Raw genomic sequence first — 13,618 nt, 5'->3', positions numbered from 1 at the left:
CATGGCAACCGCGAAAAAGACCCCGGTGCTTTCCGCCGAGCACGTGACGATGCGTTTCGGCGGCCTCACCGCCGTTTCGGACCTGTCCTTCGAGGCTTACCCCAACGAGATCACCGCGCTGATCGGCCCCAATGGCGCGGGCAAGACCACGGTGTTCAACTGCATCACCGGCTTCTACAAGCCGACGGAGGGCAAGATTGCGCTTCGCCACGCAGACGGGACGGAATTCCTGCTCGAGCGCATGGACGACTTCAGGATTGCGCAGCACGCGAGGGTGGCCCGCACCTTCCAGAACATCCGGCTGTTCTCCGGCATGACGGTTCTGGAAAACCTGATGGTGGCCCAGCACAACAAGCTGATGCTGGCGTCGGGCTACACCATCGCCGGCGTGCTGGGCAGCGGCCGCTACCGCCGCGCCGAAAAGGCGGCGATCGACCTCGCCAAGTCCTGGCTCGAGAAGGTGCGCCTCATCGACCGGGCGGATGACCCGGCGGGCGACCTGCCCTATGGCGACCAGCGCCGCCTGGAAATCGCGCGCGCCATGTGCACCGATCCGCGCCTGCTCTGCCTCGACGAGCCGGCGGCGGGCCTCAACCCGCGCGAATCGGAGGAACTCAACAAGCTGCTGCGCGCCATTAGGTCCGAGAACGACGTCTCGATCCTCCTGATCGAGCATGACATGAGCGTGGTCATGGGCATTTCCGACCACATCGTGGTGCTCGACTACGGCCAGAAGATTTCGGACGGCACGCCCCAGCACGTGAAGACCGATCCGGCGGTGATCCGCGCTTACCTCGGCGTGGACGAGGAGGAAGAAGAAAGGGACGCTCTGGCCGCCAGGGCGGTTGCCGAAGCCCTGGGAGGCCAGGCATGACCGAACCGCTTCTCAAGGTCCGGGGCGTGCAGACCTTTTACGGAAAGATCCAGGCGCTGAAGGGCATCGACATGGACGTCAATGCCGGCGAGATCGTCACCCTCATCGGCTCCAACGGCGCGGGCAAGTCGACGCTGATGATGACCATCTGCGGCACGCCGCGCGCCCGCGCCGGTTTGATCGCCTTCGACGGCAGGGACATCACCAAGATGGCCGTGCACAGGATCGCCCGGCTTGGCATTTCGCAATCGCCCGAAGGCCGCCGCATCTTTCCGCGCATGACGGTGCTGGAGAACCTGCAGATGGGCGCCACCGTCAGCGATCCGACGTATTTCGAGGATGATCTGGCACGGGCCTTCAAGATGTTCCCCATCCTGGAGAAGCGCCAGGGCCAGCGCGGCGGCACGCTGTCGGGCGGCGAGCAGCAGATGCTGGCCATCGCCCGCGCGCTGATGGCACGCCCGCGGCTGCTGCTGCTCGACGAGCCGTCGCTGGGCCTCGCGCCCCTCATCGTCAAGCAGATCTTCGAGGCGATCAGGGAACTGAACCGCAGCGAGGGACTGACCGTGTTCCTGGTCGAGCAGAATGCCTTCCACGCGCTGAAGCTCGCCCACCGCGGCTATGTGATGGTCAACGGAAATATCACCATGTCGGGAACGGGCAAGGAACTGCTGGCGAAGCCCGAAGTGCGCGCCGCCTATCTCGAGGGAGGTCACTGAGCCATGCTGTGGATCATCGGCGAACAGAATATCTGGATCTTCATCATCCTCACGCTCATCGGCGGCGGCGGGGCGGCGTTCCTGGCCGGCCGCGGCCTGGCGATGAAGTGGCGTCCGGTCTGGATGCCCATCCTCGCCATGTTGCCGCTGACCATGGGCCTGCGCTTCCTGCATTTCGCGCTGTTCGGCGAGGAGCTGGCCTCGCTCCATTATTTTCTGGTCGATTTCGTCATCCTGCTCGCCTTCTGCATGCTGGGCTACCGGATGACGATTGCCAGAAAGATGGTGCGGCAATACCCCTGGCAATATGAGGCCACCGGCCTGCTGGACTGGAAGACCAAAGGTTAACAATCATTTACCCCCTTTCCAAGGCGCCGTGTTTGCGCAAATATGGCGCCTAAGATGACGGCCCGTGGTCCGTCACCTCGCGTGGAACGATCCACGACAACAGAACGCCTAAGCACAATCAGGGAGACAGTAATGAAGAAATTCCTCTTGACCGGCATCGCCATCGGCTTTGCCGCCGCCCTCAGCGCCGGTTCGGCGCTGGCCGACATCACGGTCGCGACCGTGGGCCCGATCTCGGGCCAGCTCGCCGCCCTCGGCGAGCAGTACAGCCAGGGCGCCAAGAAGGCGGTTGCCGACATCAACGCGGCGGGCGGCGTCAACGGCGAGAAGCTGGTCCTCGAGATCGGCGACGACGCCTGCGACCCCAAGCAGGCCGTGAACGTCGCCAACCAGATGGCCTCGAAGGGCGTGAAGTTCGTCGCCGGCCACCTGTGCTCGGGCTCCTCGATCCCCTCCTCGAAGGTTTACGAGGAAGAGGGCATCCTGATGATCACCCCGGCTTCCACCAACCCCAAGCTCACCGATGAGGGTGGCTGGAACGTGGCCCGCGTCTGCGGCCGTGACGACGCCCAGGGCAAGGTTGCCGGCGCCTATATCGCCAAGGCCTTCGCCGGCAAGAAGGTTGCCATCGTCGACGACAAGTCGGCTTACGGCAAGGGCCTCGCGGATGAAACCCGCAAGGCGCTGAACGCCGCTGGCCTCACCGAAGCGCTGAACGAGTCGATCAACGCCGGCGAGAAGGACTATTCCGCCCTGGTGTCGAAGCTGAAGGACGCCGGCGTGGATGCCGTCTACTTCGGCGGCTATCATCCGGAAGCCGGCCTCATCCTGAAGCAGATGGGCGAACAGGGCCTGAACGCCAAGATGTTCTCGGGCGACTCGATGAACAACGTCGAGCTGTGGACCATCGCCGGTCCGGCTGCGCAGAACATGTTCTTCACCTTCGCCCCTGAGCCCCGCAACATTCCGGAAGCCAAGGCGATCGTCGATGACTTCAAGAAGGCTGGCTATGACCCGGAGGGCTACACCCTCTACACCTATGCCGCCTTCCAGATGTACAAGCAGGCGGCCGAGGCGGTGAAGTCCAACGACAACCAGAAGATCGCCGAGTGGCTGCGCGCCGGCAACCCGACCAATACCGTTCTTGGCACGATCACCCTCGACAAGAAGGGCGATATCATGAACCCGGTCTACGTCTGGTACAACTTCAAGGACGGCAACTACGCCGAAGTTCCCGACATGAAGTAAGCCGCACTTGATCCGCGTGCCTGCCCACAAGGCTGGCCCCGGTGAGAGACAGGAGACCCGCGCGCCCCGGTGCGCGGGTCTTTTCTTGCGCGCTGGCGGTGAAAACCCGATACTCCGGTCAACCGAAGGACCATGATGACCACAGCCCGTCTCACCCTCCCCCTCCTGCTGCTGCCGCTGCTGTTGAGCGCAACGCCTGCGCTGGCCGATATCCTGATCGGCGCGGCGGCCCCGCTCTCCGGGCCCAATGCAGGCCTGGGCGAGCAGTTGCGGCGCGGCGTTGAGGCCGCCGTCGAGGACATCAACGCCACCGGCGGCATCCGCGGCGAAAAACTCACTGTCCAGTTCGCCGATGATGGCTGCGACCCGCGCAAGGCCATTGATGTGGCCACCTCTTTCGTCTCGGCGGGCGTGAAGGCGGTGATCGGGCATTACTGCTCGGGCGCCTCCATCCCGGCCTCCGGGGTTTATGAGAAAGCCGGCATCCTCCAGATCAGCCCGGCCTCCACCAATCCCAAATTCACCGACGAGGGCGGCTGGAATGTGGTCCGGCTTGTGCCGCGCGACGATGCGCAGGCGGCTGCCGCGGCCGCCCTCGTGGCCGATAAATTTGCCGGCCGCAAGGTGGCCATCGTCAGCGACCAGGCGCCGGCCTTCGCGGCGCTCGCCGCCCGCTTCACGGCCGCCCTGCGGCAGAAGGGCGTGACCCCCGCCCTGCAGCGGAGCTTCAAGGCCGGCGGCAAGGACTTCGCCCCGCTGGCGAAGGAGATTGCGGAATCGGGCGCAGGCGTCGTCTATCTCTCCGGCTCCTATGTCGAGGGCGGGCTCATCGCCCAGGCCCTGCGCGCCGCGGGATCGACGGCGCAGATCGTCTCAGGCGACAGTCTCGTCACCGAGGACTATGGCAACCAGGCAAAGGACGCCGCCGGCGGCACGCTTTCCACCTTCACCTATGACGCCCGCAAATTCCCGGCGGCGCAAGGCCTGGTGCAGCGCCTGCGCAACGCGGAGCAGAACCCCGAGGGCTTCACGCTCTATGCCTATGCCGCGGTGCAGGCATTGGCCGCCGCCGCTGAGGCGACGGGCACGCTCGACAGCACCCGCCTTGCCGAATGGCTGCGCGGCGGCAACCGTTTCGATACGGTGGTGGGCCCCGTCAGCTTCGACAGCAAGGGGGACCTGAGAACCCCCTCCATCGCCTGGTTCAAGTGGATCGACAGCCGCTATGTCGAGGTCGATCCCAGGACGCTTGAGCCCCCCATTCTCGATACAACGCCCTGACGGAGACTTTCGATGCGCGCCTTCTTCGTTCAGATCAAATGCGAACTCGGCAAGTCCTATGGCGTGGCAACCGCCATCGCCGATGCCGAAATTGCGTCGGAAATCCATTCCACCGCCGGGGGCTGGGACCTGTTGGTGAAGTTTTACCTCAAGGAGGATGACGACGTCGGTCAGTTCGTCTCCCACCGGATTCAGACCATCCCGGGCATCCGTGACACCTACACCCTCATCACCTTCAAGGCATTCTGAGCCATGCGCGCACTGCTCCTCCTCGTTCTCCTCACCGCCGGCTGCGGCCGGGCCCTTGCGGCGGATGGCGCCGCCTTCAACCCCATCGGCTATTCGCCCGACAGCCGCTATTTCGCCTTCGAGCAATATGGCGTGCAGGACGGCTCGGGCTTCCCCTATTGGGATGTCTTTGTCATCGATTTGAAGGCGAATGAATGGGTGAAGGGTTCACCCTACCGCGCCCTCATCGAAAGCGAACAGGCCAGGCCCGCCGCCGCCCGTGACCAGGCCCGCGCCGCGGCGGCGCCTGCACTCAACGAACTGGACATCACCCAGCCCGCCGAACTGATTGCCGCCAACCCATCGACCGAAGTGGTGCCGGAGCGCGAACGCCTGACCTTCGACCGCTGGTATGAAAGCCTCGGCGCGCGTTCGGGCCAGCAGAGCCAGCTTGGCGTCCGTTTCGAACTCTCCGTCGAGAAGACAGCGCTCCCCCGCCCCGCCCAGTGCCCGCCGGGCGACGGCGAAAGCCACGGCATGCGCGTGAACCTCAAGGACCTTCAGACCGGCGCCAGCCGCGTCATCCACGAGGACAAGACGATCCCCGACAGCCGCAACTGCCCCGCCGCCTATGACGTAGCCGCCGTGGTGGCGCAGACCGGCATGCCGGTCACCGACCGGCTGGTGGCGCTGATCGGCGTCTATGCCCCGGGCTTCGAGGGATTGAACCACCGTTTCATCGCCGTGCCGTTTACGATCAGCGACTGATTCGCGCTCGCACAGGACCTCGCGATTTGTTAAGCGGGCGCCATTCCAACCGAGAAGCCTGGCCATGATCCCCCGCTACACCCGCCCCGAAATGGCCCATATCTGGGAGCCTCAGACCCGCTTCAGGATCTGGTTCGAGATTGAGGCCCATGCGGCTGATGCGCTTGCGGAATTGGGCGTCGTGCCGAAGCAGGCCGCGGCCCGGATCTGGGAGAAGGGCAAGGACGCCACATTCGACGTGGCCCGCATCGACGAGATCGAGGCCGTCACCCGGCATGACGTGATCGCCTTCCTCACCCACCTCGCCGAAATCGTCGGCCCCGAGGCGCGCTTCGTGCACCAGGGCATGACGTCGTCGGACGTGCTCGACACCTGCCTCAACGTGCAGCTCGCCCGCGCCGCCGACCTGCTGATCGGGGACGTGGACGGCCTGCTCGAAGCCTTGAAGCGCCGCGCCTTCGAGCACAAGAACACAGTGTGCATCGGGCGGAGCCACGGCATCCATGCCGAGCCCACCACCTTCGGCATCAAGCTGGCCCAGGCCCATGCGGAGTTCCAGCGCGCCCGCGGGCGCCTCGTCATGGCCAGGAAGGAAATCGCCACCTGCGCCATTTCGGGTGCTGTTGGCACCTTCGCCAACATCGACCCGCGGGTGGAGGAATATGTGGCGGAGAAGATGGGCCTCACACCCGAACCGGTTTCGACCCAGGTCATACCGCGGGACCGGCATGCCATGTATTTCGCGGCCCTTGCCGTGGTCGCCTCGTCGATCGAGCGGCTCGCCACCGAAATCCGCCATCTGCAGCGCACCGAGGTGCTGGAGGCCGAGGAATATTTCTCAGCGGGCCAAAAGGGCTCCTCGGCCATGCCGCACAAGCGCAATCCGGTGCTGACGGAAAACCTCACCGGCCTCGCCCGGCTCGTCCGCTCCGCCGTCATCCCGGCGCTCGAGAACGTGGCGCTGTGGCACGAGCGCGACATCTCGCATTCCTCCGTCGAGCGCGGCATCGGCCCCGATGCGACGATCCACCTCGACTTCGCGCTGAAGCGTCTGACCGGCGTGATCGACAGGCTGCTGGTCTATCCGGAGAACATGCAGCGCAATCTCGACCGCCTCGGCGGCCTCGTCCATTCGCAGCGCGTGCTGCTGGCGCTCACCCAGAAGGGCATGAGCCGCGAGGAGGCCTATGCCGCCGTCCAGCGCAACGCCATGCCCGTGTGGCGCGGCGAGGGAAACTTCCTCGACCTGCTCAGGAAGGACCAGGACGTCTCCGCCCTGCTCTCTCCCGGCGAACTCGAAAGCCTGTTCGACCTGCGCCACCACACCAGGCATGTGGACACGATCTTCCGCCGGGTTTTCGGCGCGGCGTGATCAGTTGACGATCGTGATGCGCGTGGCCCGGAGCCCGTGCTTTTTCACCAGCGCATAAAGCTTCGCGGCATGCCGCGGATGCAGCCGCACGCAGCCATGCGAGGCCGGCCGGCCAAGCAGCCGCGTGTCATTGGTGGCGTGAATGGCATAGCCGCCGAGGAAGAAGATCGAATAGGGCATCGGCGAATTGTCGTATTTCCGCGAGTAGTGCATCTCTTTCAGCATGAACGGCCGCCAACTGCCGGCGGGCGTGTGGTAGCCCTTCCGCGCGGTTGACACTCTCCAGCGCCCGTATGCCCAGCCATCGACGTCCACCGTCATGGTCTGGTCCGAAATGTCGATGCGAATTTCGATGTCCGGCGGCGGCTTCGCCGTGGTGACGGCCTGCACCGCATCCACGTTCAGCGACATGGACAGCACAAGCGCGACAAGCCCCGTCATCAGGGCAACCAGCTTCTTCATCACTCCGTCTCCCGCCTGTTGCAACCCGGATCGCCGGATCAGCGCAGTCAGCCGCCATCCTGGTGCAGAAACTCCCGGCCGGTCTTCACCCGGCGCACGCCGTCATAGCGGATGATGTCCGCGGTGGCATAGGTTTCGGTGAGCGTGGCCGGCAGGAAGCTTCCCGTTCCGACCATGTCCAGGGGCGCCCGCGCCGCGCCCATGATCTGGCATTTCTGCGGGTCGAAGCCGGAGGAGCCGACAATGACGGCCTGGCCGTACCCCGCGCCGTCCAGCGCGCGGCGCACATGGATGATGGCCGCCGCCGACACCCCCTTGCCGAACAGAATGCGGCGCACCTTGTCGACGAGGATGTTGTTGGGGTCGAGCTGGAAGGCCCTGCCCCCCAGCACCTGCTCGACGATGTTGTATTCGCCCTGAACCCCCAGCCACTGGCCCACCGTGTCGACCGACTTCTCGTAGTCCAGTCCCTCGGCGAAGCGGCCGCCATGGGTGTCGAGCCTCACGCCGAAACTCCTGGCCTGCCGGTCGAGCTTCGCCTCGTCATAGAACCAGCGCGCACAGCGGATCGAGTCCGTCACCTCCTGGCCCGTATAGTCGACAAGCGCCGTGAGGTTCTTCATCTCCGGCAGCGTTGTCGCGAACATCCGCATCGCCTGCAGCACGTCGCCGCCGGTGTAGCCGACCAGCGCGTGCGGCATCGTCCCCATGCCGCCGCTTGCCCCGAAAAACGGCGCTGTAAGGTCCTGCGAGGAGCCGATGAAACCCTTCACCGCCGGGTCGGCCTTGCGGGCCGCGGCGGAGCCGACCGCCGCGCCATAGGCGGCGAGGATGTTCATTTCCGCACCCGAACCGTGGCGGGCATGCATGTCCATGAAGGCCGCCGACGGAATCGCCCGGCACATCTCATAGGCATTGTTGGCGGACACACAGGGAAAGCCGATCTTCTGCAGCATCAGCGTCTCGATCTCGGAGAGCTTCCGCATCGAGCCGGTGATTTCCAGCATTTTCGATTCGGAGGGAACGATGTCGCCTTCCGCGCAAAAACGCCGGATCTCCACGTCCGGCACGAAATGGCGGATCAGCCGGATCGCCGGCTCCAGCGCCGCGACCACGCGGCGGCGCATGAACACCGCGAAGGTGACCTTGCAATCGCCGTTCGCCGCAACGATGCGGCTGGTGTTGGTGAAATACTTGTCCGTCTGGGCCGCGACGGGGCCGGCGCAAAGGGCAAGCGCGATGAGGCGGTCGAGGATCGCCTCAGCGCCGGGAATAAGGCAGGCACGCTGATCCATGATTGCCCACCTTGGCGCGGAACGCCGCTTGCGTCAAACCTGCAGCGCCTTGTTGAGCTCGGCCGCACCCCTCTGCATCAGCTCCACCTCCACCGCCGCGGCCAGGAAGGTGAAGCCCAGTCCGAGATAGGTCTTGATGACCTCCGCATTGCCGCCGAAGGCCCCGGCCACGAGGCCATTCGCCTTCGCGGCGGCCACCACCCTGGCCATCGCCGCCAGCGTGTGCTTGCCCGTCTTCTCGATCCCCGCCCCACTGGACAGCGCAATCGACAGGTCGGAGGGGCCGACGAACAGGCCATCGAGGCCCGGCGTGGCGGCAATCGCCTCCACGTTCTCCAGCGCCTCCACGGTTTCGATCATGGCGAAGACCATGGTCATGCGGTTGGCCCCGCGCAGATATTCGGCGGGGCTCAGGCCGGCGGCCTGCTGCGCGGTATAGCCGCCCCAGCTGCGCGAGCCCATGGGCGGGTATTTGGCGGCGCGCACCAGCAGCTCGGCCTGGGCGCGGGTGTTGACCATCGGGGCGATGACGCAGCTCGCCCCCGCATCGAAGCATTGCCCCGGCGTGGCGGCGTCGTTCCACAGCGAGCGCACGAGGGCCGGGCGGCCGGCGGCATTGATGGCGGCAATCATGCCCACCGCATCCGGAAAGCCGATCATGCCGTGCTGCATGTCGAGGCAGACGCCGTCGAAGGGCAACCTTGCCACCTGTCCCGCCAGCGCGGCGGAAGGCGCCGTCATCCAGCTGAACAGAAACGGCCCGCCGGAGGCGAGCCGCGACCTGAGGTCGAAATGGGCAGCGGCCACCTAGGCGCCAGCCTTGATCTGTTGCACGGCCTTGGCCATCAGCGCATCCATCGCGCCGCGGATGTCCTGGTCGCTCACGGCCAGGCCCTTGTCCTTGAAATCGTCGCGCACCTTGCGGAACACATCCTCATCGCCCGCCTCGGCAAAATCGGCCATGACGACTGACTTTGCGTAGGTATCCGAGTCCGTACCCGAAAGACCCAGCTTTTCCGCCGCCCACAGGCCCAGGAGCCGGTTGCGCCGCGCATTGGCCTTGAACAGAACCTCCTCGTCGAGGGCAAACTTCCTCTCGAAGGCGTCTTTGCGGTCGTCGAAGGTGGTCATGTTGCGCTCCCATTGACTGTCGAAGGCTTGAAATAACCACTGCTCCCCGCCAAATCAACCGCCCGGAAACCGAAAGGGCAAAGTCCGTTGTGCAGCGCACCACTCTGGGTTAAGGGTGCCGGACAGGATTGGGGAAATTGCGCCCCGAATCGTGAACAAAACTGGCGAAAACCGCCGTCCGGGGCTAAAGCTCTGGAGGGTGAACCAGGGATTTGATGAGGATATTTCAGATGAACAGCAGGCGCACCCGGATTTATGAGGGCAAGGCCAAGATCCTCTATGAAGGCCCCGAACCCGGCACCATCATCGTCCACTTCAAGGATGACGCCACGGCCTTCAACGCCCAGAAGAAGGCGGTGATCGAGGGCAAGGGTGTGTTGAACCAGCGCATTTGCGAGTTCATCTTCAGCCGCATCAACGAACTCGGCATCCCCACCCATTTCCTGCGCTCGCTCAACATGCGCGAGCAGCTCGTCCGCGAAGTCGAAATCGTACCGCTCGAGGTGGTCGTGCGCAACGTCGCCGCCGGTTCCCTGGCCAAGCGCCTTGGCATCGAGGAAGGCACGCCGCTGCCGCGCTCCATCATCGAGTTCTACTACAAGAACGACCAGCTCGGCGACCCGATGGTCTCCGAGGAGCACATCACCGCGTTCAACTGGGCCAGCCCCCAGGAGATCGATGACATGATGCACATGGCGATCCGCATCAACGACTTTATGTCCGGCCTGTTCCTTGGCATCGGCATCAAGCTCGTCGATTTCAAGATCGAGTTCGGCAGGCTCTACGAGAACGACATGATGCGGATCGTGCTGGCTGACGAGATCAGCCCCGATTCCTGCCGTTTGTGGGACATCAAGACCCAGGACAAGCTGGACAAGGACCGCTTCCGCCGTGACCTGGGCGGCCTCGTCGAGGCCTATCAGGAAGTGGCCCGCCGCCTCGGCATCATCGCCGAGGGCGAGAAGCCCGAACGCTCCAAGCCCAAGCTGGTGAAAACGGATTTGCACTGATGAAGGCGAAGATCAGGGTCACCCTCAAGACCGGCGTGCTGGACCCCCAGGGCAAGGCCATCGCGGGGGCGCTCGGCCACCTGGGCTTCGGCGGCGTCGGCGAGGTGCGCCAGGGCAAGTATTTCGAGATCGAACTGGCCGAGACCGACCGCGCCAGGGCGGCTGAACAGGTCAAGGCCATGTGCGAGAAGCTCATCGCCAACACCGTGATCGAGAACTACGAGATAGAGCTGGCGTGACCCCATGAAATCCGCCGTCGTCGTCTTCCCCGGCATCAACCGCGAACGCGACATGATGCTGGCGCTTGAGAGTGTGACGGGCGCGAAGCCGGTCTCCGTCTGGCATGCCGAGACGGAGCTTCCCAGGGTCGACCTCGTCGTCGTGCCCGGCGGATTTTCCTATGGCGATTATCTTCGCTGCGGGGCCATTGCCGCGCGCGCGCCCATCATGCAGGACATCAAGGCCAGGGCCGCAAAGGGCCTGAAGGTTCTGGGCGTCTGCAACGGCTTCCAGATCCTCACCGAGGCGGGCCTGCTGCCCGGCGTGCTGGCGCGCAACAAGAACCTGCGCTTCGTCTGCCGGCAGGTGAAGCTGAAGGTGGAGAACAATGGGACCTTCTTCACCAACCGGATGGAAAAGGGTGCCGTGGTCTCCTGCCCCGTCGCCCACGGCGAGGGCAATTACATCTGCGACGCCGAGACCTTGAAGATGCTCGAAGCCGAAAACCGCGTGGTGTTCCGCTATGCGGAGGGCACCAACCCCAATGGCGCGCTCAATGACATTGCCGGGATCATGAACGGGTCCGGCACGGTGATCGGCATGATGCCGCATCCGGAGAACATGATCGAACCGCTGCACGGACGGACGGACTGCCGCCCGCTGTTCGAGAGCCTGCTGGCGGCGTAATGTCAGGAGACTTGCAAGAATCGATGCCGTTCGGTAACCTCAACCACAAATGGAAGACTGTCGTTTTGTGAGCCCGGTTTTTGAGAAGCCGCCTCTCATTGAGGTCGCCCTGTCTGTGCAGTTCAGACAGAAGCCCAATTTTGTTGGAGCACATGCTGGGCTTTTTTGGGAACGCATCAAGGCTCCTTACGCTGTTGCTCAAGAACATCCCCGCCTTGGTCCAATTGATGAAGTTTTTGGCACAAACCAAATGTCAACAATCCAGTTCCATGCTGGGTTCTCTGGCAATAGACATTGGTTTCTGACAAATGACGGGTCCAGCCTAGTCCAACTTCAAAAGGATCGGCTCGCCCTCAATTGGCGACGGTTAACAACCAACGACGTTTATCCTCGTTTTGAAGCACTTTCACAAGAATTCGACAGATTGTTTGAGCTCTTGGACGGTTTCTTCGTAGAGCTTCACATGGACCAGTGTGAAGTGAACATGTGCGAAGTAACCTACATCAATCAGTGGTTCTTCGAATCTGGAGAAAAGTTTTCGGACGCAGTCAGGGATTGGCTGACGCTGGCACCATCACACTCCGCCAGTTTAGAGATGGAAACAGCGAGTATTGCCGCCAGATACTTAGTAAGTCTGGATGGCGGAACTCCAATCGGTAGATTATATGTAAATGTCTCTCCTATCTCAAGCAATACAGGCGCACAGGGCGTTAACCTCGAGATCACTTGCAGAGTGAGACCCACCGCTGCCGAAAGACAACATGTTCACGGTCTCGCCCTTGCGCACGAGAAGGCAGTGACTACATTTCAGGAAATCACCAGCGACGAAGCCCAACAGAAGTGGCGAGGTTGAACATGCCTTCTGCTGTTATAAATCTGTTTTCACGCAATGGCGCGGCAAGTACGGGCGGAGGCCGTGCTTTCGGAGCACCATCCCCTGCTGCAACCAATGCAAGCAGCGTGTTGGTCGAGAAGCCTGATTGGGAAGACGAAACTACTGACCGTTTGAGATTTTTGTTGGAGCTGCGGGAGGGTTGGGATGGGTTTGACGCTAGACCAATAGACCTCGACTCTGCCATGTTCGGGCTCAAACTTCTGAATTTCATTCTTCCTAAGGGAGCCCGCGCCCCCAAGTTATCGCCTACGAACTATGGAGGACTGCAGTTCGAGTGGTTCAACAGGCAGTGCGAGTTGGAAATTGAAATCGAGGCTCCTTATCGTGTGAAAGTCCTATTCGTGAACAACTTAGAAAACAAGGTGCTCGAACAGTCCTTTGATTATGAATACGGCTTGCTAAGTGATCTTCTAAGGAGAACATTGAGTTGGGAGGAACCAGAAGCGAATGCTTCCGCCGCCGCATGATGCAGACGGGACAATTCCTCACAATCACGAGGAGATATCTTCAGAGGATTTGCTAGTTCGATACTTACAGCTGAACAAACATCTTCATTTTGAGGATGGAACTTGGAGACTTTCTAGCGCCGCTTTCTCACCATCCACACCACGCACTCATCCGCGCAGCAGCGTTTCTGTAGACCTTGAAAAGTCCATGTTGGCGTCGGGTTTGTCTTTGCCATACCGTGCAATAAACAATGCATACGGTGTGGCCACCTTGGAGACGGGAGCTGCAAGAGATCAGGAGCTATTGGTGGGTTGGGATCCACGGGTCGACAATCCCCATCACTGTGCAATTTGGAAGTTGGGAAACAATAAGTCGAAGCGGGCCGCTTTGGCGAAGGCCGCAGTTATTCGGAAACTGCCCGCAAAGGAGCGGTCGTCAATCACCTGATCGCGATGACCTTAAAGCGGCGGGCGGTCAATTGACTCCATTAGGATTTCCCTCCCCCTCGTGGGTGTACAGACCGGGGAGATAGGTAACGGGTGTTCGGGGACATAGGTAACGGTTTTAGCATTGTTGGGTTGGCTTTGCGAGATCGAAGCTGGCGATGCGTTGGTGGCGGTAATGGACGTGGTAG

17 protein-coding genes are annotated in these 13,618 nt (G+C 62.7%); 13 read left to right on the top strand and 4 right to left on the bottom strand.

All coding sequences use genetic code 11. The features are described 5' to 3' along the window. Window position 1 precedes the first annotated feature (1 nt). From IOC69_RS11140 to purB, 8 genes are all read left to right on the top strand, one after another. Window positions 2–874, top strand: a complete 873-nt coding sequence (locus IOC69_RS11140) for an ABC transporter ATP-binding protein (RefSeq protein WP_290543624.1) — start codon at window positions 2–4, stop codon at window positions 872–874. Next, window positions 871–1,593 (top strand): ABC transporter ATP-binding protein, encoded by a 723-nt coding sequence (locus IOC69_RS11135; RefSeq protein WP_290543623.1) that lies wholly within the window; start codon window positions 871–873, stop codon window positions 1,591–1,593. The genes IOC69_RS11140 and IOC69_RS11135 overlap by 4 nt, the downstream gene beginning before the upstream one ends. Window positions 1,594–1,596: 3 nt before the next feature. Then, the gene (locus IOC69_RS11130; protein WP_290543622.1) at window positions 1,597–1,941 is read left to right on the top strand and encodes a DUF6867 family protein; all 345 of its coding nucleotides are present in this window, start codon (window positions 1,597–1,599) and stop codon (window positions 1,939–1,941) included. Window positions 1,942–2,073: 132 nt separating this feature from the next. After that, window positions 2,074–3,189: a branched-chain amino acid ABC transporter substrate-binding protein gene (locus IOC69_RS11125; protein WP_290543621.1), complete on the top strand. Its 1,116-nt coding sequence runs from the start codon at window positions 2,074–2,076 to the stop codon at window positions 3,187–3,189. A gap of 135 nt (window positions 3,190–3,324) precedes the next feature. Continuing rightward, a complete protein-coding gene (locus IOC69_RS11120; RefSeq protein WP_290543620.1) occupies window positions 3,325–4,470 on the top strand; it encodes a branched-chain amino acid ABC transporter substrate-binding protein in 1,146 nt (381 codons plus the stop codon). Window positions 4,471–4,482: 12 nt separating this feature from the next. Further along, window positions 4,483–4,719 (top strand): Lrp/AsnC ligand binding domain-containing protein, encoded by a 237-nt coding sequence (locus tag IOC69_RS11115; protein WP_290543619.1) that lies wholly within the window; start codon window positions 4,483–4,485, stop codon window positions 4,717–4,719. Between the two features lie 3 nt (window positions 4,720–4,722). Then, window positions 4,723–5,466, top strand: a complete 744-nt coding sequence (locus tag IOC69_RS11110; RefSeq protein WP_290543618.1) for a DUF2259 domain-containing protein — start codon at window positions 4,723–4,725, stop codon at window positions 5,464–5,466. A 64-nt stretch (window positions 5,467–5,530) separates the two neighbouring features. Continuing rightward, window positions 5,531–6,838, top strand: a complete 1,308-nt coding sequence (purB, locus tag IOC69_RS11105; RefSeq protein WP_290543617.1) for an adenylosuccinate lyase — start codon at window positions 5,531–5,533, stop codon at window positions 6,836–6,838. Here purB and IOC69_RS11100 read toward each other — a convergent pair whose 3' ends face one another. Genes IOC69_RS11100 through IOC69_RS11085 form a run of 4 tightly spaced genes read right to left on the bottom strand, consistent with a single transcriptional unit; the run spans window position 6,839 to window position 9,726 of the window. After that, the gene (locus tag IOC69_RS11100; RefSeq protein WP_290543616.1) at window positions 6,839–7,300 is read right to left on the bottom strand and encodes a L,D-transpeptidase; all 462 of its coding nucleotides are present in this window, start codon (window positions 7,298–7,300) and stop codon (window positions 6,839–6,841) included. 47 nt (window positions 7,301–7,347) lie between these two features. Then, window positions 7,348–8,595 (bottom strand): hypothetical protein, encoded by a 1,248-nt coding sequence (locus IOC69_RS11095; RefSeq protein ID WP_290543615.1) that lies wholly within the window; start codon window positions 8,593–8,595, stop codon window positions 7,348–7,350. 33 nt (window positions 8,596–8,628) lie between these two features. Next, the gene (locus IOC69_RS11090; protein ID WP_290543614.1) at window positions 8,629–9,402 is read right to left on the bottom strand and encodes an aldolase/citrate lyase family protein; all 774 of its coding nucleotides are present in this window, start codon (window positions 9,400–9,402) and stop codon (window positions 8,629–8,631) included. Continuing rightward, on the bottom strand, window positions 9,403–9,726 hold the full coding sequence (locus IOC69_RS11085; RefSeq protein ID WP_290543613.1) for a DUF1476 domain-containing protein: 324 nt from the start codon (window positions 9,724–9,726) through the stop codon (window positions 9,403–9,405). Between the two features lie 230 nt (window positions 9,727–9,956). Here IOC69_RS11085 and purC point away from each other — a divergent pair, with 230 nt between their 5' ends. The 5 genes from purC (at window position 9,957) to IOC69_RS11060 (ending at window position 13,004) form a co-directional block, all read left to right on the top strand. Further along, window positions 9,957–10,736 carry a phosphoribosylaminoimidazolesuccinocarboxamide synthase gene (gene purC, locus IOC69_RS11080; protein WP_290543612.1) on the top strand — a complete coding sequence of 260 codons (780 nt, stop codon included), beginning with the start codon at window positions 9,957–9,959 and terminating at the stop codon, window positions 10,734–10,736. Next, a complete protein-coding gene (gene purS / locus IOC69_RS11075; RefSeq protein WP_290543637.1) occupies window positions 10,733–10,975 on the top strand; it encodes a phosphoribosylformylglycinamidine synthase subunit PurS in 243 nt (80 codons plus the stop codon). Before purC ends, purS begins: the two co-directional genes overlap by 4 nt. Before the next feature lie 4 nt (window positions 10,976–10,979). Next, a complete protein-coding gene (gene purQ, locus IOC69_RS11070; RefSeq protein WP_290543611.1) occupies window positions 10,980–11,642 on the top strand; it encodes a phosphoribosylformylglycinamidine synthase subunit PurQ in 663 nt (220 codons plus the stop codon). Between the two features lie 67 nt (window positions 11,643–11,709). After that, entirely contained in the window at window positions 11,710–12,495 is a 786-nt protein-coding gene (locus IOC69_RS11065; RefSeq protein WP_290543610.1) for a TIGR04255 family protein, read from the top strand. Then, entirely contained in the window at window positions 12,492–13,004 is a 513-nt protein-coding gene (locus IOC69_RS11060; RefSeq protein ID WP_290543609.1) for a hypothetical protein, read from the top strand. The genes IOC69_RS11065 and IOC69_RS11060 overlap by 4 nt, the downstream gene beginning before the upstream one ends. Window positions 13,005–13,618: the final 614 nt, after the last annotated feature.

It is taken from the genome of Aestuariivirga sp., assembly GCF_020252405.1.
Lineage (GTDB): Bacteria > Pseudomonadota > Alphaproteobacteria > Rhizobiales > Aestuariivirgaceae > Aestuariivirga.
This window is presented reverse-complemented; position numbering and strand designations above follow the sequence as displayed.